This is a genomic window from Thiocystis violacea, from assembly GCF_016583575.1.
Classification (GTDB): domain Bacteria; phylum Pseudomonadota; class Gammaproteobacteria; order Chromatiales; family Chromatiaceae; genus Thiocystis; species Thiocystis violacea.
The window spans coordinates 1-21,516 of the sequence record NZ_NRRG01000033.1 but is presented as its reverse complement, the minus strand read 5'-3'; the positions used below and the strand labels follow the sequence as shown (position 1 = coordinate 21,516).

At 64.1% G+C, this 21,516-nt stretch carries 18 protein-coding genes; 9 read left to right on the top strand and 9 right to left on the bottom strand.

The features are described 5' to 3' along the window. The 3 genes from mltB to CKO27_RS15300 form a co-directional block, all read right to left on the bottom strand. Positions 1-1,083 (bottom strand): lytic murein transglycosylase B, encoded by a 1,083-nt coding sequence (gene mltB / locus CKO27_RS15310; protein ID WP_200375777.1) that lies wholly within the window; start codon positions 1,081-1,083, stop codon positions 1-3. 395 nt (positions 1,084-1,478) lie between these two features. Beyond that, the gene (locus tag CKO27_RS15305; RefSeq protein ID WP_200375776.1) at positions 1,479-1,865 is read right to left on the bottom strand and encodes a RidA family protein; all 387 of its coding nucleotides are present in this window, start codon (positions 1,863-1,865) and stop codon (positions 1,479-1,481) included. Between the two features lie 129 nt (positions 1,866-1,994). Next, positions 1,995-2,441, bottom strand: a complete 447-nt coding sequence (locus tag CKO27_RS15300; protein WP_200375775.1) for a hypothetical protein — start codon at positions 2,439-2,441, stop codon at positions 1,995-1,997. An 82-nt stretch (positions 2,442-2,523) separates the two neighbouring features. Between CKO27_RS15300 and CKO27_RS15295 the strand changes: the two genes are divergently transcribed. The 4 genes from CKO27_RS15295 to CKO27_RS15280 all read left to right on the top strand — a co-directional run bounded on the left by CKO27_RS15295 (position 2,524) and on the right by CKO27_RS15280 (position 6,864). Further along, a complete protein-coding gene (locus CKO27_RS15295; RefSeq protein WP_200375774.1) occupies positions 2,524-3,405 on the top strand; it encodes a phosphoribosylaminoimidazolesuccinocarboxamide synthase in 882 nt (293 codons plus the stop codon). Positions 3,406-3,619: 214 nt separating this feature from the next. Then, the gene (locus tag CKO27_RS15290; protein ID WP_200375773.1) at positions 3,620-3,928 is read left to right on the top strand and encodes a hypothetical protein; all 309 of its coding nucleotides are present in this window, start codon (positions 3,620-3,622) and stop codon (positions 3,926-3,928) included. A gap of 12 nt (positions 3,929-3,940) precedes the next feature. After that, positions 3,941-4,783 (top strand): HDOD domain-containing protein, encoded by an 843-nt coding sequence (locus tag CKO27_RS15285; protein ID WP_200375772.1) that lies wholly within the window; start codon positions 3,941-3,943, stop codon positions 4,781-4,783. Positions 4,784-4,893: 110 nt separating this feature from the next. Further along, on the top strand, positions 4,894-6,864 hold the full coding sequence (locus CKO27_RS15280; RefSeq protein WP_200375771.1) for a putative bifunctional diguanylate cyclase/phosphodiesterase: 1,971 nt from the start codon (positions 4,894-4,896) through the stop codon (positions 6,862-6,864). On the opposite strand, the gene CKO27_RS15275 is transcribed toward CKO27_RS15280, so the two are convergent. The 6 genes from CKO27_RS15275 to rraA form a co-directional block, all read right to left on the bottom strand. Continuing rightward, positions 6,861-7,580, bottom strand: a complete 720-nt coding sequence (locus CKO27_RS15275) for a Crp/Fnr family transcriptional regulator (RefSeq protein WP_200375770.1) — start codon at positions 7,578-7,580, stop codon at positions 6,861-6,863. The genes CKO27_RS15280 and CKO27_RS15275 overlap by 4 nt on opposite strands. A gap of 118 nt (positions 7,581-7,698) precedes the next feature. Beyond that, a complete protein-coding gene (locus CKO27_RS15270; protein WP_200375769.1) occupies positions 7,699-8,712 on the bottom strand; it encodes a class 1 fructose-bisphosphatase in 1,014 nt (337 codons plus the stop codon). Between the two features lie 141 nt (positions 8,713-8,853). Beyond that, a complete protein-coding gene (locus tag CKO27_RS15265; RefSeq protein WP_200375768.1) occupies positions 8,854-10,419 on the bottom strand; it encodes an ATP-binding protein in 1,566 nt (521 codons plus the stop codon). Between the two features lie 45 nt (positions 10,420-10,464). Continuing rightward, positions 10,465-12,228, bottom strand: coding sequence for a bifunctional isocitrate dehydrogenase kinase/phosphatase (aceK, locus tag CKO27_RS15260; protein WP_200375767.1), 1,764 nt, complete (start codon positions 12,226-12,228; stop codon positions 10,465-10,467). 78 nt (positions 12,229-12,306) lie between these two features. Beyond that, on the bottom strand, positions 12,307-12,939 hold the full coding sequence (locus tag CKO27_RS15255) for a Uma2 family endonuclease (protein WP_200375766.1): 633 nt from the start codon (positions 12,937-12,939) through the stop codon (positions 12,307-12,309). Positions 12,940-13,031: 92 nt separating this feature from the next. Then, a complete protein-coding gene (gene rraA / locus CKO27_RS15250; RefSeq protein ID WP_200375765.1) occupies positions 13,032-13,538 on the bottom strand; it encodes a ribonuclease E activity regulator RraA in 507 nt (168 codons plus the stop codon). A 567-nt stretch (positions 13,539-14,105) separates the two neighbouring features. On the opposite strand from rraA, the gene CKO27_RS15245 reads away from it, so the two are divergent. From CKO27_RS15245 to CKO27_RS15225, 5 genes are all read left to right on the top strand, one after another. After that, positions 14,106-16,598, top strand: a complete 2,493-nt coding sequence (locus CKO27_RS15245; protein WP_200375764.1) for a mechanosensitive ion channel domain-containing protein — start codon at positions 14,106-14,108, stop codon at positions 16,596-16,598. Next, entirely contained in the window at positions 16,595-17,719 is a 1,125-nt protein-coding gene (locus CKO27_RS15240) for an AraC family transcriptional regulator (protein ID WP_200375763.1), read from the top strand. The genes CKO27_RS15245 and CKO27_RS15240 overlap by 4 nt, the downstream gene beginning before the upstream one ends. Before the next feature lie 161 nt (positions 17,720-17,880). Further along, entirely contained in the window at positions 17,881-18,207 is a 327-nt protein-coding gene (locus tag CKO27_RS15235; RefSeq protein WP_200375762.1) for a lysozyme inhibitor LprI family protein, read from the top strand. A gap of 46 nt (positions 18,208-18,253) precedes the next feature. Then, a complete protein-coding gene (locus CKO27_RS15230) occupies positions 18,254-18,592 on the top strand; it encodes a hypothetical protein (protein ID WP_200375761.1) in 339 nt (112 codons plus the stop codon). A gap of 75 nt (positions 18,593-18,667) precedes the next feature. Next, the coding region (locus tag CKO27_RS15225) for a putative Ig domain-containing protein (protein ID WP_200375760.1) at positions 18,668-21,516 on the top strand (2,849 nt) is incomplete at its 3' end.

Here is a 21,516-nt window from a genome sequence, read left to right as displayed (position 1 = left end):
TCACGGGGCCGCGCTGAGGCGCGCGCCATCCGCTCCGCCCATGCGCGAGCGGATGGCCTGGGCCAACTGGTGGACCGCCATGGCGTAGTAGGTGCTGTGGTTATAACGGGTGATGACGTAGAAGTTCTTGAGTCCCAGCCAGTATTCATAGCCGCCCTTGGCGTCCAACTCCAGCAGACTGACCGAACCGGCCCGTCCGATCGGGCGCGCGGGCGTGATACCTCGGCTCGACAGCTCGCCCAGTCCATAGCTGGTGTTGAAGCCGGTCTTCATGAGCCGAGCGTTCGACCCCGGTCCCACTTGCGCGCGCACCGCCACCGGCTCGCCCGTTTGCCAGCCGTGCTGTTTGAAATAGTTGGCCACGCTGCCGATGGCGTCGGCCGGATTCCAGAGGTCGCGGTGTCCGTCGCCGTTCAGGTCGACCGCGTGGTCGCGGAAGCTCGATGGCATGAACTGTCCCAACCCCATGGCGCCCGCGAAGGATCCGCGCGGACTCTGGGGATCCACGCCCTCGTCGCGGGTCATGATGAGGAAATTCTCCAATTCGCCGGTGAAGTACTCGGCACGACGCGGATAGGCGAAGGCGAGCGTCGAGAGCGCGTCGATGATGCGCGTCTTGCCGACGAAGCCGCCGTAACGGGTCTCGACACCGATGATGGCCACCATGTACTCGGGTGGCACGCCGTAACGCGCGGCGGCCCGATCGAGCGCCGAGGCGTTGCGCCGCCAGAAGGCGACGCCATTGCCGATTGACTCATCGGAGAGGAACTTGGCGCGATAGCGGGTCCAGGCCCCATTAGGGCCAGTGCTCTTGCTTGGGGCCTGGCGATCCATCAGATCGATGATGGATTGCTGCCGGCGCGCCTTAGAGAGGATCGCCGCCGTGCGCTCCGGCTCGAAGCCATGCCGGCGCATCCGCTCGATGAACCCATCCACGCCTGGCGCGCCCGCGAAATCGCCGCCGACCCTGGCCGCCGAGGGCCTGGCCAGATGGGTGTAATCGGGAGCCGGCCGGGTCGATTGAGTGCTACAACCAGCGAGCAACATCAAGGGAACCAGGACGAGGAACATCGGAATGCGCATGACGGAGGGCCTGAGAAACGGAATCGAGTGGCGCGATAGAGTAAGGCAGAAATCGAGGATCGCAAAGCAAGCCACTTAATTTTCTCGGAATTAAGTGACGCGAGCGGCGGGGACATGGACCGGACTCGCACCCGCGTTTCACGAGGCGGAACGACTCATCGCCAACCCGGATCGCTCCCGGATTCCGCCCGGACGGCCGCTGGACCGAGATTGTTTCCTGAAAAATCCATACCCAAAATCCGATGAAATAGACAGGATTAACAGGATGATTCAGGATCAGCAGGATTTATAAACCATTATTTTCAATCCTGTAAATCTTGAGAAATCCTGTTGATCCTGTCTGAATCCAACCCTTTCGGTCTGACCTGAATTCTCCAGGAAATCGCCTAGGGCGATCAGTCATCCAGAACCATCACGCCATCCATCTCGATCGCCGCGCCCTTGGGCAGAGCCGCCACGCCGATCGCGGCACGGGCCGGATAGGGTTCCTGGAAATACTCGGCCATGACCTGGTTCACCAAGGCGAAGTCGTTGAGGTCGGTCAGAAAGATATTGAGCTTGACGATATCGGCCAGACTGCCGTTAGCGGCGCGGGTGACGGCGCTCAGATTGTCGAACACACGTCGGATCTGGGCATCCATGCCTCCGGCGACCAGTTCCATGGTCTCGGGAACCAAGGGAATCTGGCCCGATAGATAGACGGTGTCGCGAACCCGAACCGCCTGGGAATAGGTGCCGATCGCGCGCGGCGCGCGGTCGGTGCGAATGATCTGCTTGGTCATGTCGATGGCTCCGAAAAATGCTGGGCCTGTGGCCAGTCAGCGCCAAAAGCGAGCGCGGGCAAGCGCTGACTGGGAGGGTTTTCTGGAAATCACCCCAAGGGTGGCTCCCGGCTCTCACGAGACCGGATTCTAGTGGAAAAGCCGCTTCCACCAACGGCGGCGATTGTTCGGCGCCGCCCGGCTCGCCGGCAGATCGCAGGGCGGCAGCAGGCTCATCACCCAGCCCGGCAGCGGCGGGTTGGTGCTGGAACCGCAGGACACCCCGAGATTGTGCGGATCGTAGATCTTGATCAAGGCCGGACAGCTCGGCTCGTCGGCATAGACGATGCCGCAATAATCCTCGTCATGCTCGGCCCGGAGGAGCGCGTCGATCTCCGCGACGAAGGTCAGAACCTGTGCCGCGTCGGCCGGCGCGACGGGCGGCGGCTCCCCGACGGCATAGAGATACCAGCCGGCATCGGCGGAGGCCCGGACTCGATCCCAGAGGGCATCGAGCTGCGGCCAGCGCAGCGCCGAGGTGAAACTCCCGCGAAAGGCGGTAAGAAAAGGGTCGAGCGAAGCGGTGGCGTCAGTCATCGCGAGAATTCCGGGTACCAATCGAGCTAGCCTGAGGATGTCTCGATATAATCGCAACCTTGTCGATTCCGGATCAACCTTCATGCCAGCCTTGTACCAATCCAATCTCTCGAACCTCCCATTGATCGGCCGCGGCAAGGTCCGCGACCTCTACGAGGTCGGTTCGGATCATCTGCTGGTGGTCGCCACCGACCGCCTGTCCGCGTTCGATGTCGTGCTGCCCCAACCCATTCCAGGCAAGGGCGAGGTGCTCTCGCGCCTCTCCCGCTTCTGGTTCGCCCGCACCTCGGGCCTGATCCCGAATCATCTGACCGAGATCCCGGTCGCGGCCATCGTGACGGATCCGGCCACGCTCGACCAGCTTGGCGAGCGCGCCATGGTCGTTCGGCGGCTCAAGCCCCTGCCGGTCGAGGCGATCGTGCGCGGCTATCTGATCGGCTCCGGCTGGAAGGATTATCAGTCGAGCGGCGCGATCTGCGGTATCGCCCTGCCACGCGGGCTGCGCCAGGCCGATCGCCTCCCCGGGGCCATCTTCACACCATCGACCAAGGCGGAACTGGGAGCCCACGACGAAAACGTCGACTTCGCCCGCACGGTCGCGCTCCTGGGCCGGGAGTTGGCCGAGCAGGTGCGCGACACCAGTCTCGCCATCTATACCCAGTGCGCCGCCTATGCCCTTGGACGCGGCATCATCATCGCGGATACCAAATTCGAATTCGGGCTCGACGACGAGGGCCGACTCCATCTGATCGACGAGGCGCTGACCCCGGACTCCTCCCGCTTCTGGCCGGCGGACCAATACCAGCCGGGCTCCAGCCCGCCAAGCTTCGACAAACAATTCGTTCGCGATTATCTTGAGACCCTGGACTGGGACAAGACCCCGCCCGGCCCCGAGCTGCCTCAGGCGATCATCGACCGGACCGCGGCCAAATATCGCGAGGCCGAGGAACGCCTGACCCAATGAGGCTGGGCCAAGCCCGGATTATGACTTGCGCCGTATCCGAATGAATGGGATGTTCCCGATGCCGGCGGGGCGAATGGATTGACCGCGTTGATGGCGCGGATGCAGGGGCGAATGAATTCGCCCCTACAGTTCGCAAGCCCGAGCCGGCCAACAGAATGGAGTGAACGACGAGCAACGGAGAATCCCTCAGAGTCCCTCGATCGAGGAGCGAACCATGCGCATAGAAGACATCCAGCCAGGGATGCGGCTCGCCAAGGACATCCACGATCCTCATGGACATATCCTGATGCGCGCCGGCCTCGCCATCACGGAGCGCCAGATCCGGGCCTTCAAGTCATGGGGAATCCATGAGGTCGAGATCACCTCGGACGAGGCTCCCAATCCACGCGAGATCCGCGATCCCAAGGCCATCGCGGAGATCCACCAGTTGCTCGACACGCAGTTCAGCCTGAGCAATCTCGATCACCCCACGGTCCAGGCGCTGCATCAGCTCTGCCTGCGACGAGCGCTCGGCCAACCTTGAGGGAGTCCGTGGATGAGCGTCAGGAACATCATCGAACGCCTCGGCGATCTGCCCTCCCTGCCCCCCATCTACGAGCGCGTGCGCGAGACCCTCGACGACCCGGACGGTTCGCTGGAGACGGCGGCCCGCCTCATCGAAACCGATCCCGCCATGACCGCTCGCCTGCTGCGGGTCGCCAACAGCGCGCTCTACGGACTCTCGGCCAAGGTCGACAGCGTCCCGCGGGCACTCACCATCATCGGCGTCACCGAAACCCATCATCTGGTGCTGGCCACCTCGCTTGTCTCGGTGTTCCGCGATCTGCCGCTCGGCCTGGTATCGATGCGCTCCTTCTGGGAGCACGGCATCGCCTGCGGCATCGCGGCCCGCCTCATCGCGCGCCAGGGCGGCCAGGGCAGCCCCGAGCACGCCTACCTGGCCGGACTGCTCCATGACATCGGCCGCCTGCCGCTCTACATCCTGGAACCGCTCGACATGGGCGCGGCGCTGCAAGCCCATCGCGAACGCCAGGGCCATCTCCATGACCTGGAGCGCCAGTACCTCGGCACCACCCATGCCGAGATCGGCGAGGCCCTGCTCGAACACTGGAGGATTCCCGAGGTCTTTCGCGCCGCCGCCGCCGGTCACCATGCGCCCTCGCGCGACCAGCCACCGACGCCCGAAACCGCCGCCGCCCATGTCGCGGATCTGATCGTGAACAGTCTCAGGCTCGGCACCAGCGGCACGCGCTGGGTTCCGACCCTGGACAATCAGGCCTGGCGCCTGACGGGACTCGATATCGGACATCTTCCCGCCATCGTCGAAACCACCATCCGCACCACGCGAGACGTCACGTCCGCCTTTCTGGAGTCCTGAATGTTTCAATCCACGCCCGGCCAAGCCGGGCGATACGGCACACAAGAGGTTACGCCTCTCCCGTGCGGCAGTATCCCCCTGAAGGGGGAGGTTTCAACCTGGAGATTCCGATGAATCCAGTCCCGCACCCGAGGCTGATGGCCCCCGCCGAATCGCCAGGCGACCTCTCGCCGGGCTCCTCGGCCTGCTTCCATCCGCTGGCGCTCAACGTCCTGCGCGCGGCCATGGCGCGCGTGCCCTTGTGTCGGACGCTGTCCGAGCTGTTCGGTGTGCTCGATCAGAGTTCGCGGCTGCTCCTGCCCGAGGCCCGCATCGGTATTCTGCTGCGTCAGCCGGATGCCTGTTTCGAGCTTGTCCACTGCTTGCCCGTCGACTCCGAGTCATGGCTGCGCGAACTGACGGAACGGCTGATCGAGCAGGGCCGTTTCGCCCAGGCCCTGAAACAGGGAGCCTCCTGGTGGCTCACGCAACTGGACGAAACCGCCCTCCTGCTCAGGATCGCGACCGCCAACCGCATCTATGGCGTCGCCATCTGGGTCGATCAGCGGATCCCCAACCATCTCCAGGAGGCGTTGGGCGCGCTGGCCGATCTCGCCGGCCTGACGCTCGATCGCCTGCAGGGCGGCGCCGAGTCCTTTCTGGTGCCGAGCCATTCGGATCCAGACGAGGCAAACGGCGCGCGCCTCGGCGAGGACATCGCCATCCCGGCGGATCAACTGACCGGGCTCGCCCATCGCGCCCACTTCATGCGCTTCCTCCAGCAAGCGATCCTGGGCCGCACACCCCGCCTGGCGGTGGCCACCCTGCTGCTCGATATCGACGGCTTCCATCGCGTCAACCGGGAGCTTGGTTGCGAGACCGGGGACCAGGTGCTGCGCGAGGTCGCGCTGCGGCTCGATGGCGCGCTGCGCTCCCAACTCGTCCAGGACACCATCGGCATCGCCGAGCACGACATCTGCTTCGCGCGCACCGGCGCGGACGAATTCGGCATCGCGCTCGCGCGGGTGCGCGATCCACGGCGCCTCGCCGAACTCGCCCACCATCTGCACAGCCACATCGCCGAGGGCTTTCTCCAGCACGGATCGCGGCTCTATCTCTCGGTCAGCATCGGCCTCGCCTCCTCGGAAGGACTCCTTGAGGCAACCTCCGCCGAGGTCATGCTCCGCAACGCGGACAGTGCGCTCAAACGCGCCAAGATCACCGGTCGTAACAAACACGTCCTCTACGAGCCCGGCTGGGCGGAGTTGGGCTCGACCCACCTGCGCACCGAATCCCTGCTCCAGGAGGCGTTGCGCAAGGATTCCTTCACCCTGCATTTCCAGCCCCTGTTCCATCTGGCGGACAGACGCCTGGCCGGGGCCGAGGTTCTGCTGCGACTCACGCTCGGCGACGGCACGCCCCTACCCCCGTCCAGCTTCATCCCGGTCGCGGAAAGTACCGGCCAGATCGTGGAGATCGGCGAGTGGGTGATGCGCCGGACCTGCCGCCAGATCCGGTCCTGGGACGCGCTGGGCTTCCCGCGCATCCCACTCGCCATCAACGTCTCCGCGATCGAGCTGAGCCAGACCGATCTGGGCGCGCGCTTCCGCGCCATCCTGGAGCAGGAGTCGGTTCCCGTGGAACGCTTGCATCTCGAGATCACCGAAACCGCCATTGCCCGCAACGAGGAGCAGGCGCTCGCCAATATCCGGTCGCTGCGCACGGTCGGGTTCGAGGTCTGGATCGACGATTTCGGCACCGGCTACTCGTCCCTGAAATCGATCAAGAACTACCCCGCCAGCGGCATCAAGCTGGATCGCGAATTCGTGAAGGATCTGGCCGAGCAATCCTCGGCGGACGTCATCGCCGGCTGCATCCTCTCCATGGCCGGTCATCTCGGCTACCCGGTCGTGGCCGAGGGGATCGAAAACCCGGAGCAGTACGAATTCCTCCGCCGCAACGGATGCGACATCGGCCAGGGATTTCATCTGGGCCGCCCGGTGGATCGCGAGACCTTCCAGGCGCTTTATCTCGTGGACGGCGCCGATCGCTCAAGCGGCGCCCCGCTTCCCGCCGAGCCGCCGCGACCGGGGGCGCTCTAGGGACGCTGCGATCCCAGCGAACCGATGGAGAGCGGCCCCGGTTCGAGGGCGTCGCGCAACTCCGCGATCCGCATCAAGGCATCGGGATCGAGCACCTCGACCTGACTGCCCTGCATGCTGATCACCCCCTGGTCGGTCAGCGATTTGACGACCCGCGAGAAGGTTTCCGGCTGCACCGACAGACGCGAGGCCAGCACGCCCTTGCGCACATCCAGCTCCAGCGAGCGTTCTCCAGGCGGGATCATCGAGGCCAGATAACGGGCGACACGACTGGTCGCCGTGTGCAGGGTGAGATCGTCGATCTCGCCGATCAGACCGCGCAACCGCTGGCTCAAGGCCCCCAGCAGCAGAAAGCAGCTATCGACCGACTCACGCAGCATACCGGCGAAATCCAGGGCATCGATCGCGATCAGCTCCGAATCGACGAGCGCCGAGGCGCACACCGGATAGCGCGGCGCGTTGAGAAACATCAGCGCCTCGGCGAAGGTTTGCCCAGGGCTCACGATCTCGATCACCTTCTCCGCCCCTTCCGGGGAGAGACGAAAGAGCCGCATCCGACCGGCGAGCAGCAGATAAAAGCGATTGGCGGCATCGCCCTGGCTGAACAGAAGCTGGTCGGTGGTCAGTTTCACCCGCGCGGCATGCCGGACCACCCGTTGCAGTTGTTCCGCTTCCAACCGCGACAGCAGGGGCGCGCGGCGTAGCTCGTCGATCATGCTGGATATGACCTCTCTGGTGCCAACAAAAAACGCCGGACCCGCCCAACGCGGATCCGGCGTCATGATCAGGCTTCGGGGGTGCCCTGGCCGAATCGGCCAAGACGGCAACCCCGGCTCAAGCCGGCTGGTGATAGCCCAGGATACGCTCGACCTCGTTCTTGGATCCGAGAATCACCGGCACCCGCTGATGCAGTGACTCGGGCTGCAACTCCAGGATGCGCTCGGTCCCCGTGATGGAGCCGCCGCCGGCCTGCTCGACGATGAAGGACATGGGATTGGCCTCGTAGAGCAGGCGCAGCTTACCGCCCTGCCCCTTCTCCTTCATCTTGGAGTCCATGGGATACATGAAAATACCGCCGCGGGTCAGGATGCGATGCACCTCGGCCACCATGGAGGCGATCCAGCGCATGTTGAAGTCATCGCCGCGCGGTCCTTCCTTGCCGTCCAGACACTCCTGGACATAACGGCGCACCGGCGGCTCCCAGAACCGCATGTTGGAGGCATTGATGGCGAACTCGCGCGTATCGGCCGGGATCGTCATCTTGGGATGGGTCAGGATGAACTCACCGATGTTCTGATCCAGGGTGAAGCCATTCACCCCCTTGCCGGTGGTCAGCACGATCATGGTGGAAGGACCGTAGAGGGCATAGCCCGCCGCCACCTGCTGCGTTCCGGCCTGGAGAAAATCGCGCTCGGTCGCCTCCTGACCGCCGCCCGGGCAGCGCAGGATGGAAAAAATGGTCCCCACCGAGACGTTGACATCGATGTTGGACGAGCCATCCAGCGGATCGAAGGTCAGCAGATACTTACCGCGCGGATACTGGCGTGGAATGGGATAGATCTCATCCATTTCCTCCGAGGCCATGGCGCCCAGATGACCCGCCCACTCGTTGGACTTGATGAAGACCTCGTTGGAGAGGACGTCCATCTTCTTCTGGGTCTCGCCCTGGACATTCTCCGTGTCGGCACTTCCCAGGACACCCACCAGGGCGCCGTGGTTGACCATGTTGCTGATGACCTTGCAGGCCGTGACCACGTCATTGAGGAGCGAGGTGAAATCACCCGTCGCACCGGCGACATGGCGCTGTTCCTCGATGATGAACTGGGTAAGGCTGGTACCGTTATGCATGCTTGTCCTCGTCTCGACGGCTATCCGAAGTATTGTTTTGTCAGCGACGCAGTATAGGCGCTTGGCGATCGGACAGAAACCCGAGCCTCGCCGGGTGAACGCGCCGGCCATGCGCCCCGGACCGATCCACCCCCTGCTGGGCTAGGATCCAGTAGGCGCGAGGGTCTCCACCTCGAAGCCGACCACCGCGCGTCGCTCGCGGCTGAACTCCACCCCGATCAGGTGGATTGGCTGGCCCTCGGCCCGGTACTTGTCGGCATAGCCACGCGCCTTGATCTGCTCCAGCGCCCGCCCCTCGGGCTCCAGTTCCACGACCTTGAATTCGAACAGATAGACACGTCCCTTGAAGCGCACGCCCATGTCCAGCCGACCCTGGCGGCTGTTCTCTTCCAGAACGATGTCCAGTCCGAGCGCGGCGAAGTAGGAATAGAAGACGCTGGCGTAATGTCCCTCATAGCGCGCGATCGGATTGCCGCGGTACCAGTCGCTGGGGATGCTGGCGAAAAAGGCGTCGAACAGGCCATGCAGTCCGGCACAGTCGCCGGCGTCGAGCAATTGGAGCAGACGCAGCCGATTGGCGAAGGCCCGCTGACCGTCCGCGCCATAGCCGATGAGCAGGGCGGCGTTGAGACTGGTCTCGACCTCCTGGTTGGGATAGCCGAGGGTGTAGACCCAATAGCCGGTCAGCGGCTCCTCGACCGACTGAATCGTCAGGTAGCCGGTCTGGAACAGGAGCGCGTCGCTGTCGATGCGCTCGATGTCAAAGCTCGAAAGCAGTTCCAGGCTGGTCTGGCGGCGCGCCAGATCCGGGGTGAAATAGCCGCGCTCGGTGAGCACCTCGACCAGAAAGCTCGGCGTGCCGGTCTCGAACCACCAGGGGCGGAACTGGCGCTTCTGAAACAGCAGCAGGACATCGAAGGGGTTATAGACCGATTCGCCGGTCCAGTTGTAGCCGTTGTACCAACGGCGGATCTCGGCGCGATCCAGACCCTCCAGCTCGGGTGCGAACACCGTCTCCAGATCCCGCTCGGTGTAGCCGCACAGCGCCGAATATTCGGCATCGACGCTGATGTCGTTGAGGTTGTTCAGTCCCGAGAAAATACTCACCTTGCTGAACTTGCTAACCCCGGTGAGGAAGGCGAAGCGGATATGGGCGTCGGCGTCCTTGATGACCGAGTAGAGATTGCGCAGTCCGTCGCGTACCTCGCGCGCGACCTCGAGGCGAGTCAGGTTGTCGAGGATCGGCTTATCGTACTCGTCGACCAGCACCACCACCCGCTCGCCGCTCATGGTGTGCGCCCGCTCGATCAACTCCCCGAAACAGTCGACGATATCCGCGCCATCGCGACAGCTCACCCCCAACGCCTGCCCATTGTGATGCAGCAACGCGCGGATGCGTCGATCCAGGTCGGCGCGACTCTCGACCACCCCGCCGCCAAAGCTCAGCCGAATGACCGGGGCGGAACGCGACCAGTCCCAGGGCTCATGGATGAAGAGTCCGCGAAACAGCGGCTCGTTGCCGGCGAACAGCTCGGCGAGGGTGTCGAGAAACAGCGATTTGCCGAAACGCCGGGGGCGTGAAAGAAAGTAATGCGTCCCCTGCTCGATCAGTTGCCAGGCAAACGCCGTCTTATCAACGTAGTAACACTCATCCTCGCGCAGCTTGGCGAAGGTCTGAATCCCAATGGGCAGTTTCAGGCGGGACATGGCGGAACTCCGGCAATGGCGCGGCAAGACGGGGCGACCCGTCGCTCAACCGCCGAGATGGGGATAGCGCCTCGGGAATTCCTCCCGGTCCTTGCGGAAGCGGCGTTCGATCGGATAGGGGAAGACATCCTCCAGATGTCCGGCGCGGATGTGCTCCTGGCGCGCGCGCCACCAAAGGGGATCGAGCAACTCGCGATGCCGCGCGCGAAAGACCTTGCGGATGCGCGGATCGGTGAGCAGGAAGGTCTCGAACTCCTCCGGAAAGACATCGTTGGGGCCGGCGGTGTACCAGGCCTCCTCGCTCATTTCCATCTCCGGATAGGGGGCCTCCGGGATCTCGCGGAAGTGGCACTCGGTGAGATAGCAGAGTTCGTCGTAGTCGTAGAAGACCACCCGGCCCTGGCGGGTGACACCGAAGTTCTTGAAGAGGAAGTCGCCGGGGAAGATGTTGGCGGCGGCGAGTTGCTTGATGGCGTCGCCGTACTCGCCGATGGCGTGCTGGATGTCCTCGTCGTCGGCGGTGTGCAGATAGAGGTTCAGGGGCGACATGCGCCGCTCGATATAGAGGTGCTTGAGGATAAGCTGGTCGCCGACCGGCTCGATGCTGGCGGCGCATTCGGCCTCCAGCATCTCCCGCAGGGCGGGCGAGAAACGCTCGAGCGGAAAGGCGACGTGCGAATACTCCCAGGAGTCGGCCATGCGTCCGACCCGATCGTGCATCTTCACCAACTGGTATTTCTCCTTCACCTGCTCGCGGGTCATCTCCTTGGGCGGCGGGAAGCGGTCCTTGATGACCTTGAAGACGAAGGGGAAGGACGGGAGCGTGAAGACGCACATCACCATGCCGCGAATGCCGGGGGCGACCACGAAGTCGTCCGAGGAGTAACGCAGGTGCTTGAGGAAATCCCGATAGAACTCGGCCTTGCCGAACTTTTGCAGCCCGATCGAGGTATAGAGTTCCGCCTTGCCCTTGCGCGGCATCAGGGGACGCAGGAAGTCGACGACCGCCGCCGGCACCTCGGTATCCATCATGAAATAGGCGCGCGAGAAGCTGAAGACGTCCGAGATCTCGTCCTCGCCGGTCAGCAGGCTGTCGACATAGAGTTCGCGCTCCTCGTCGTTGAGGATGGGGATGACGAAGGGGATCTGGTCCGCGCCATTGATCGCCTTGCCGATGATGTAAGCGCCTTTGTTGCGGTAGAAGGGCGCGCAAAGCACGGCGAGCTGGAAGTTCTGTTGAATCGCCCGGTTGGCCGGGAAACGCGAGCGGATGGCGAGCAGCAGACAGCGGACATCGCGCCGGAGATCCCGGAAGCGGCGGTTGAAGCCGGCGTCCTTGAGGATCCGCGCGAGGACGCGGGCAAAGCCGTCGCGGGCCGGATAATAGGGCCGGAAGATGGGAACCTCGGCCTCCAGATGCTCGGTGGAGATGAGCGGCCAGACGAAGATGTAGCTGTTGTTGTAATAGTGACGGTCGAACAGGCGGCAGAAGACCGAATTGTAGAAGGTCTCGGCCAATTCCGGCTGGTTGAGCTGGGGCAGCAGACGCATGTATTCGACCTTGACCCGCCGCCAGAGGATGTCGCTCGGATCGCGCAGATGGAATTCGCGACGCAGCAGGGCGACCGTCTCGCCGACGCGCTGATCGTAGAAGCCGATGCGATCGCGCGCGGCGGTCTGGACGGCGGGCCAGTCGGCCTCCTCGAAACGCGTCCGGGCGCTCTCGGTGATCTCGCGGAAGAGACGGTAATGGCGCTCGAAACCTTCCAGGATGGCTTCGGCGATGAGTTTGGCTTCGGTCCAGGCCATAAGGATCAGTTGTCAGTTGTCAGTGGGCAGGTGTCAGCGCCCGTTGGCTGGGGTGCGACCGTTGGTGGTCCGTTCCGGTCAGAGGTCGGGTATCCAGATGGGGGCGAGTGGTAGGCTCAGGCCGGGCAGGTGATCGGCGTCGCTGAGTGTCTGGGGATCATCGAGACAGATCGGATCAGCGCCGATGCGGTAACACCAGACCTGACGCTCGTCGGGGAGGATCAGCCAGCCGAGTGGGACGCCGTTGTCGCGCCATTCGGCCATCTTGGTCCGCAGCGTGGCGGGCTGGTCGCTGGGCGAGGCCAGTTCGATCACCAGATCGGGTACGAGCGGGAGAAAGCGGCGCTTCTGCTCGGGGTTCAGGGTCGCCAGATGGGCGCGCAACACCCAGGCGACGTCCGGCGAGCGCATGGCGCCGTTGGGGAGCAGGAAGCCGGTGGATGAATCGAAGATAAGGCCGCGGCCGTCCGTTCTTGCCCAAGCCACCATATCGCTGGTTAGCCCGGCGTTCCTTACCCCAGTTTCCGCTCCAGTCGGTGACATGATCTCCAGATCTCCATCGGCGTTGCGCTCGATCCTCAGCTCGCGATTGGCTTGGCAGATCGCGAAGAGCTGTTCGTCGTCGTGGCCTAGGGCGGGCGGCAGGCGAAATTCCAGGCGGCCGAGTAGTTGGGCCTCTGGCTCGCGGGCGAGGGGTGGCGTGGTCGCCATGAGGTCAATCCTCGATTGATGTGACGTCGCGTTGCTTGATGACTCCGTTCGAGTCTATCAGAGCGGCGCCCGAGGGGTGCCAAGGTCCGCGGTCAGTCCGCGAGATCGAGCGCCGCTTCCGCGACCAGGATGCCGTCCTCGTCGCAGTAGATCCAGTCGCCCGGCGCGAAGCGCACGCCGGCGAAGCTGACCGGGATGTCGCGCTGGCCCTCGCCGCGCCGCTGGCTCTTGCGTGGGATGCTGGCGAGCGCCTTGATCCCGAGCGGCATGCGCGCGAGTTCGACGCGGTCGCGCACGCAGCCGTGGAGGATGACGCCGGCCCAGCCCTGCTCGACCGCGCTGGCGGCGATGAGGTCGCCGAGCATGGCGTAGCGCAGGGAACCACCGGCGTCGACGACCAGGACGCGCCCGTCACCCGGCTCGGCCAGGGTCGACTTGACGAGCGAGTTGTCCTCGAAGCATTTGACGGTGACGATGGGGCCGAAAAACCGGAGGTTGCCGCCGAAGTCGCGAAAGAGCGGCTCGCAGACGCGCAGTGCGTCTGCGTGGCGGTCGTGGCGGTCGTGGCGGTCGTAGAGGTCGGCGGTCTTGAAATCCATGGGCTCCTCGAAGTCTTGAAGGGAACGGACTCAGGCTTGGGGAGCTGGTGTGCTCCCTCGGCATCGACGTTTCAGAAGTCGATGATCTTATCCGCGAATGCGCGCTTTTGGTTGTGCCGATTGTAGATCATGAGGTAACGGCTGATGATGTCGTGGAGATGCTCGTCTGGGCGAAAGCGCCTGGGTTACGCCCAGAGGCTGCGAAAAAACTGGGTTTCCTCACGTCCAAACGCTTTCGATACAGAAGCGTTCATGGTTCTTCGCAGAGAGGTTTTTCACAGCTTCTCGGGTGCGATATGTCTCTATCGAGGTTCGCGCGTGATGTCAGCCATTGTCTTGTCCTCCTCGAAGTCGCGGTTTCTTGTGCTGCTCGCGGCCTCGGCGCTCTTGTTGTTGGCTTGGGCACCGAGGAATAGCGGTGCGCAGTCATTCGAGGTGTCACCAGACGTGGTCCGACCGGGGCTTGCGACTGAGATTCTGGCATTGGACCAGCGCAACGCTGAGCTATCGCAGACCCTTGTGCTCCTGGGAGCCAGGATCTCCCGCATTGGCGCTGAGCAAGACGCCGTGGGACGTCTGCGGGCTCGCATGGCGGGCGCCCTTGAGGATGCGAGAGAGACGATCGCGATCGGCGGTCTGAGCCAGGACCTGGGGCGCGTTCTGCTTGAGCAGCGCCGGCTGTTTCCCGATCGCAAGCGGCTTGCTCGGCAACTCGACGCGCTGGGGCGCGAGCAAGCGACGATCGGTCTCCAGCGCCTGGAGCACCGGATCGAGCAGAGACGGATCGATGATCCCGACACCGCTCTGCGGGCGCTTTCGACAACGGCCAGCACCATGCCAACGCCGGAGCAGACGGAGCGGTTCCACGGACTCGTCCAGGCACGTCAGTCCCTGCTGCGCGGCATCGTCGAGCGGGAGGATCAGGCCCTCGCTCAACTCGCAACGCTGACCCAAGCGACGGAAGCCTTGGTGAGCCTGCGAGACGATTACGACGCCTTTCTGGACGAGCATCTGTTGTGGGCTCGCAGCGCCGCACCGGTCGGGATCGCGTCTCTGGGCGCCTTGCCAGAGCAGCTCGCGCGGGTTCTGGCGCCTGATGGCTGGCGCGTCGCGGGCAAGGTGCTGCTGTATCAGGCCCGGCACTCCAAGACGTTCCTCCCGGCGCTGTGCATGCTTGGGGTTTTGCTGGCGATCCGCGGGCGCCTGATCGCCAGGATCCGGCAGCTCGGGACGAGGCTCGGAGAATCCATCACGGATCGTTTCGAGGATAGCCTGCACGCAGGCGCCCTCACGTTGCTGGCGGCCGCCATCTGGCCCCTCCTGCTGGGCGTCACAGGTTGGCAGATGCGCATCTCACCGGAAGGAAACGACTTCAGTCATGCCCTGGCTCAGGCGTTGCTCGTGCTGGCCTGGCAACTTTTCTACCTCCGCGCCTTGCGGATGATCTGCCTACCGGACGGGCTGGCCGACGCGCACTTCCGTTGGCCCGAGCAGAACCTGCGACACCTGCGCGCGGAGCTGGATCGACTGAGCTGGGTGTTCCTGCCGGCCGCGTTGCTGATGCTTGTCGTCTATTACCTGAATCCGCTTTACATGGGCCTGGAGATCGGGCGGGTCTCCTTCCTGATCCTGGTCGCGTCGCTGGTGCTCGCGCTCTACCGGCTCTTCCATCCCAGACGCGGCGTCCTGCGTGACTTCAGCGCCCATCACGAGCGTGTGGCTTTGCGGCGATCCTATCTTCTTGCGTTCATCGCGGTCGTCGCTCTGCCGCTTTCGCTCGGGATCCTCGCGCTCATGGGCTATCCCTATACGGCCGGGATGCTGCTTCCCCTGTTGCTGCAAACCGCCTGGATGATCGCCACGCTCGTGGTGCTGCGCGCGTTCGTGCTGCGCTGGCTGCGCGTCGCCCGTCGACGACTCACTGGCGAGGCGGCGCCGGATCGGCGCTCGACGGACGCCGAAACGCGGCGGGAAAGCGACACGCGCAGCGTCGAGCCTGAAACGAACAAGGCCCACGACCAAGCATCGGACGTCGACATCCTTGCCCTCAGCGACACCAGCCGCAAGCTGCTCGACGATGCCATCCTGTTCGCTGGCGTCGTCCTGCTTCTGATGATCTGGTCCGATGTTTTTCCAGCCCTGCGTCTATTGCAGGATGTCGTCCTCTGGCATCACCCCTCGGTGGTCGGCGGCGAGACGCGCGCGCTGCCGGTCACGCTGGCGGATATCGGGCTCGCACTCATCTACCTGCTGGCGACCCTGGTTCTGGTGAAGCGATTGCCGGCACTGACCGAGATCATCCTGCTCAGGCACACCCGGCTTGCCGCCGGGAGCCGCTATGCCGCGACGACCCTGACCAGCTACGCCATCGTGATCCTCGGCATCGTCCTGGTCTTCGATCGCATTGGTGCGGACTGGTCCGAGCTTCAATGGCTGGTTGCCGCCCTCGGGGTCGGCGTCGGATTCGGTCTGCAAGAGATTGTCGCCAACTTCGTCAGTGGCTTGATTATCCTGTTCGAGCGGCCGGTGCGGATCGGAGACGTGATTACCGTCGGCGACACGGACGGCACGGTGACCCGTATCCGCATCCGCGCCACCACGATTCGCAACTGGGACGGCAAGGAGCTGCTGGTGCCAAACAAGGAGTTCATCACCGGACGCTTGCTGAACTGGTCCCTATCCGATCAAACGACCCGCATTCTGATCTCGCTCGGCATCGCCTATGGCGCCAACGTCCCAGAGGCCATGCGGCTCTTGGAGGAGACGGCGCGCGAGGACGCGAACGTGCTGCGGGATCCGGCCCCCTCGGTCATCTTCGAAAGTTTTGGCGACAATGCCCTCATCCTCGTCTTGCGCTGCTTCGTGGCCTCGGTCGATCTGCGGGTGGAGACGATCAGCGCCCTGAATCGATCCATCAATGATCGATTCAGCAAGGCTGGCATCCAGATCGCCTATCCACAGCGTGATCTGCACTTGGACGCGATCGGCCCATTGCGGATCGAGCTGTGCAAACCGACGGACGACCGTCCGAGGGCCGACCAGGAACCAGGGCACTCATGAGCGACCATCCACTCGCGGACTACCTGACCGGCTTTCCCTTGTTGAGCACGCGCGACCTGGACGAGTCGCGCGCGGTCATCGGCGAGTTGTGGGGCGAGCACGAGGTGGCGATCAAGGGGCGAGTCCCCTTCGAGACCCAGGTCAATCATGCGGACATCGCGCAGATGGGGCTCACTTACGTCCGTTGTCCGACCCCTCTGCGGGTGCGCTGTACGGTGGGGGGCGACCGCTTCACCCTGTATCTGCATGAAGAGGGCGCGGCCGAGCACCGACTCAATGGCCGATCCATCGTCGCCACGCCTGATACCGGGGTCATTCTGGCGCCTGGACAGGAGGCGCGTATGGAGACTGGCGCGGTCCGGCTCCTGGCCCTGGATTTTTCCCAGGCCCGGGTCGAGGCGGCGCTGCTGGCGCGCGGACTCCCCAGGATTCGCGTCGAGCCGTGGACCAGCCACTGCGATCTGACTTCCCCCACTGGCGCCGCCTTGCGCTCACTGAGCCGCTGGACAGCCCGTGAGTTGGACCAGATCGGCACGCCGCTCGCGCGCGGGCCAGCGGCGCAGCACCTGGACCATGCCTTGTTCAGCCTCTTTCTGGCCTGCATCGCCGAATCCTGTCCTTCCCCCGCGACGCCCGGTCCCATGCTGGGCAAGCTCAAGCTCAGCGAGCTTGAGGGCTGGATCCTTGACAATCTCTGCCAACCCCTTTCGGTTGACCTGATGGCGCGTTTCGCCGGCGTCTCGCCGCGCGCGGTGCAGTTGGCGTTCCGGCGTCACCGCCAGTGCACCCCGCTGGCGTTCATCCGCCGCGCGCGTCTGCACAGCCTCCGGCGGGCACTCCTGGCACGAGGCGAGGAGGCCACCGTCACCGTCACTCAAGTCGCCATGGAATTCGGCTTTTTTCACCTGGGCCGCTTCGCCGATGCCTATCGGCGTGAGTTCGGCGAGCCGCCGGCGGAAACGCTCAGGCGGCTCCGCCGCCAGCCCGCCCGCGAGCATCCAGACATCCGACTCAGCCGCGTCGCAGCGGCCTCCTTTGATGACCATGACTCGAAACAGCGCAGTCTCCCTGGCAGCGATTTAGCCTCTTCCGGATCTCTCCCCGATCCGACCCGGCCATGAGCCGTCGCCGTCAGGCTCGGAGGCGTCGCGTTTCGCATTTGGGACAGCCGGCTTCGCATATTGGATAGACAGTCCGCCGTGCGCGGAAATATGGTCCATGTGGGTCGTCATGCTGTCTCGACCCTCTCGCCTCCTGACTCACTCTGACCACGAGCCTACCGATGCGCTATCCATTCATCATGCTTCTTGCCACTCTGGCCTTGAGCCCGTCGGCCCAGGCCGCCCACGCGAGTTTTAAGTGCAACGCCCATTCCTCGCCGGTCGAAAAGCGGATCTGCACCGATGACGAACTGGCCCAACTGGATGCCAGCCTGGCATCGCTTTACCACGTCCTGCTGAAAAGTCTCTCCGATGAGGAACAGTCGACCCTGAGAGACGAGCAGCGGGATTGGCTGGAAAGCCGCAATGCCTGCGACAAGGCCGCCGATATCAGGGCCTGCATCAAGGCCGAGTATCACGCCCGAATCAGTGAACTAAAGGATCGCTAACTCAAACCATCCGACGCTCGATCGCTCATCACCGGAGGATACCCGCATGAAGACAGCACTCATCGTCAGTCTGGCCGCGACCTTAGTGGCCGGCGTCATGACCCCAGCCTTCGCCGACGATCAGGCCAAGATCGACGCCACCCTGGTGCGTCTGGGGAAGGTCTGCAAGAACAGGGTGGCCGAAAAGTTTTCCGGTGTGAGCATGGCCGATATCCAGGTCACGGTCGGTGCCAGCCTCCAGGAGAGCCTCGACAGCGGCGACATGAGCCTGGCGGATCTCAAGGACAGCGGCGCGTCCTATAACTGGAGCGTGCCCCGCAGAAAGGCCGAGGGCTACTGCGACGTCGATGCCAAGGGCAAAATCACCCAATTCTCGGGCAATTGAAGGATTGGCCGCCCCACGCGGCGGATCAGACATCCATCCGCGCGGGGCTGGCGGAACCGTCAGGACATCCAGACCATGAAAACCCAACGGCATTTACCTAAATTCTGGCAAACCCTGACGGTCGCGGCAGTCCTCGTGCTCGGCGGCACGGGTGCCGTCCGCGCGGACGAAAACAAGGCGCCCGCCTGGGGTCTCATCAATATGATCGGGGCTTCAAATCCCATCTACGATGCCCTCTGGCTGGTCATGAATGATCCGAATGTTCACCAGAATCTAATCTATGTGAACATGGACATGCAGTACGACTACCCGTCCTACGGGCCGTGGGAATCGGCTACCTGGCGTCCGGCTTCAAGTTTTCCCACCCAGCGTTTCCCCGCCTCCCTGCTGGGCACGGACTGGAGCACGTCGCAGCAGGAGGATCGCTATATCCAGTTGCGTAACCTGACGCTCGAGCGGGCGGACCTGGATGCGCAGAATGTCGAGTTCCGGTTTTACCCCATCCCCCCCGGCCCCGGCACGACCACCTCGCTGACGCTCAACGATAGCTCGCTGACCGCCCTGAACCCCCCGCTTTTCAACGTCGATGCCAACTTCACCCTGACCGCTGCGGGTGACTCGACGCTGAGCAACTGGGGCAAAGGCCGGGTTAGCTCCCAGACCACGCTGAACGTCACGCCGGGGTCCACGCTGACCTTCTTCCGGCTCGGCAAGTTCGCGGGCGGGACTATCGCCACGGACTCCTGGTTCTTCAATCACCCCGATGATGTCGCGACGATCGACGGCGGCGCGCTGAAACTGGACCAATCCTTCGTCACATTCGGAACACCGGCGGTCGCCCCCGGCGAGCAGCTTGGGAAGATGACGTTCCAGAACAATGCGGTATTGGATATCGCCGGCGAGGGCGGGCGCCTGGACTCGGGCAACTTCTTCTTTCTCAACAGCCGCCTGAATCTGGGCAGCGCCAACCGCTTGAAGGCGGTCGATAGGGTGACGATCAATGGCGCCAATGTGACCACCGATGAGGATAGCCAGCTCGACACCGCGGTGCTCGATGTCTTCGGGACCAACACGTTCGCCCTGGGCAAAGAATCGAGTGCCGGGAACTACATCGCCACGACGGGCGCGATGGTCATGGAGCCCGGCGCCAGCCTCACGCTCAACGGGCAGGGTAGCCTGGCCGTGACCTTTGGGTTGGACTATGCCTTCCCGGCATCCGGCCAAATCGTCATCAACGACACGGCCACCCTGGTCAGTGCCGGGGCTAGATTCGACATCAGGCCCAGCTCACCCATCACCATCAATCGCACCAGTAACGCGGTTGGCGCATTGGTCGCCACGAACGGCGGCAGCCTTGTCCTGAGGGCCAGCGCCGCCGATCCGGGCCAGGTGACCAACCACGGCCAGATCGTCGTGGGAACGGATAGTACGCTCCAGGCCGTGGGACCCGTCATCATTCAGGGCGGCAGCGAAGGCCTTCTGGACATCGGCAGTGCGGGTGCACTCATGATCGGTAATCCCGGCACGGCCCTCGCCGCTACCGAAAGCCTGACGACCAACAACCTCGTGGAGTTGGACAATTTCTCGACGCTGCAACTGACGCTTGACCCCACGGCGCTCAAGAACGGCCAGCTCCGCGCCGGCAGCACGCTGGACATTGCTCCGTTCGCCGAACTGCACCTCGCGCTCGTCAACGACACCGTGCTGCCCGACGGCACGACGTTCACCCTGATCGACTATGGCGCATTTGCCTCGGCCAAAAACCACTTCTTCAACGGCTATCAGGATGGCAGCACCTTCGTTCTGGGTCTGAATCATTACCGGATCAATTACGCGGACACCCCCGATCCCGGCTATATCGGAGCGATCACCCTGACGGTGGTCCCGGCGGTCCCGTCGACCGCCAGCCTGAGCCCGGACCCCCAGACTGTCATCGGCACCGTCGGCGCCCCGCTGACACAGACCGCCAACATGATCCCGAGCGGCTTTGGCGGCACCGTGACCTACACGATCAGTCCCGGCCTCCCCAACGGGTTGAACTTCAACAACGCCACCGGCGCCCTCTTCGGCGTGCCGACCGCCGCTCTGGCGACGACCCCCTTCACGATTCGCGGCATCGGGTCCGTCAGCGGTAGCGCCACGGCGACGGTCAATCTCGCCATCGGCGCCGCCAGCCAGACCATCAGCTTCGGCCCGCCGCCCAGTCCGACCTATGCGCCTGGTGGCGGCTTCCAGGTTTTCGCCAGCGCCAGCTCGGCCCTGCCGGTCACCTACAGTAGCCTGACCCCGGCGGTCTGCACCGCCAGCGGCAGTGCCATACACATGGTTAGCGCTGGCGTCTGCACCATCGCCGCCAATCAGCCGGGCAATGCCCACTACGGCCCCGCCCCACAGGTGACCCAGACCATCAGCATCGCCAAGGCCCAGCCGAAGCCCTTGGTTCTCAGCGTCAACCCCACGAGCATCGCCCTCAATGGCACCAGCGCGCTGAGCACCAGCGGCGGCGGCGGTACGGGTGCCATCAGCTATGCGGTGACCGGTACCTGTTCCATCAGCGGCACGACGCTCACCGGCGGGTCGACAGCGGACACCTGCACCGTCACCGCCACGCAGGCGGCGGATGCCAACTATCTGGCGGTCAGCTCCAACCCGGTCGCCATCAGCATCGGCAAAACCCCGCAAGCGCTCCTGGTGCTCACGGCCAGCCCGACCAGCTTCGGCGTCAATGACACCAGTGCCCTCGCTACCACCGGCGGCAGCGGTACCGGCGCGGTGAGTTTTGCCCTGAACAGCGGCCCCTGCACCCTCGCCGGCAACCTTCTCACCGCCACCGGTGAGGGACAATGCCACGTCACCGCCGCCAAGGCGGGGGACAGCAGCTACGGTCCTGCCACCTCCAACCCGGTCACGGTCACCGTCAACCC

Excerpts from the sequence above, each read along its gene's own strand:
- mltB (WP_200375777.1), bottom strand. The coding sequence starts at position 1,083 with ATGCGCATTCCGATGTTCCTCGTCCTGGTTCCCTTGATGTTGCTCGCT.
- CKO27_RS15305 (WP_200375776.1), bottom strand. The coding sequence starts at position 1,865 with ATGACCAAGCAGATCATTCGCACCGACCGCGCGCCGCGCGCGATCGGC.
- CKO27_RS15230 (WP_200375761.1), top strand. The coding sequence starts at position 18,254 with ATGAAGACAGCACTCATCGTCAGTCTGGCCGCGACCTTAGTGGCCGGC.
- CKO27_RS15300 (WP_200375775.1), bottom strand. The coding sequence starts at position 2,441 with ATGACTGACGCCACCGCTTCGCTCGACCCTTTTCTTACCGCCTTTCGC.
- CKO27_RS15240 (WP_200375763.1), top strand. The coding sequence starts at position 16,595 with ATGAGCGACCATCCACTCGCGGACTACCTGACCGGCTTTCCCTTGTTG.
- CKO27_RS15265 (WP_200375768.1), bottom strand. The coding sequence starts at position 10,419 with ATGTCCCGCCTGAAACTGCCCATTGGGATTCAGACCTTCGCCAAGCTG.
- CKO27_RS15285 (WP_200375772.1), top strand. The coding sequence starts at position 3,941 with ATGAGCGTCAGGAACATCATCGAACGCCTCGGCGATCTGCCCTCCCTG.
- CKO27_RS15290 (WP_200375773.1), top strand. The coding sequence starts at position 3,620 with ATGCGCATAGAAGACATCCAGCCAGGGATGCGGCTCGCCAAGGACATC.
- rraA (WP_200375765.1), bottom strand. The coding sequence starts at position 13,538 with ATGGATTTCAAGACCGCCGACCTCTACGACCGCCACGACCGCCACGAC.
- CKO27_RS15280 (WP_200375771.1), top strand. The coding sequence starts at position 4,894 with ATGAATCCAGTCCCGCACCCGAGGCTGATGGCCCCCGCCGAATCGCCA.
- CKO27_RS15235 (WP_200375762.1), top strand. The coding sequence starts at position 17,881 with ATGCGCTATCCATTCATCATGCTTCTTGCCACTCTGGCCTTGAGCCCG.
- CKO27_RS15275 (WP_200375770.1), bottom strand. The coding sequence starts at position 7,580 with ATGATCGACGAGCTACGCCGCGCGCCCCTGCTGTCGCGGTTGGAAGCG.
- CKO27_RS15255 (WP_200375766.1), bottom strand. The coding sequence starts at position 12,939 with ATGGCGACCACGCCACCCCTCGCCCGCGAGCCAGAGGCCCAACTACTC.
- CKO27_RS15295 (WP_200375774.1), top strand. The coding sequence starts at position 2,524 with ATGCCAGCCTTGTACCAATCCAATCTCTCGAACCTCCCATTGATCGGC.
- aceK (WP_200375767.1), bottom strand. The coding sequence starts at position 12,228 with ATGGCCTGGACCGAAGCCAAACTCATCGCCGAAGCCATCCTGGAAGGT.
- CKO27_RS15270 (WP_200375769.1), bottom strand. The coding sequence starts at position 8,712 with ATGCATAACGGTACCAGCCTTACCCAGTTCATCATCGAGGAACAGCGC.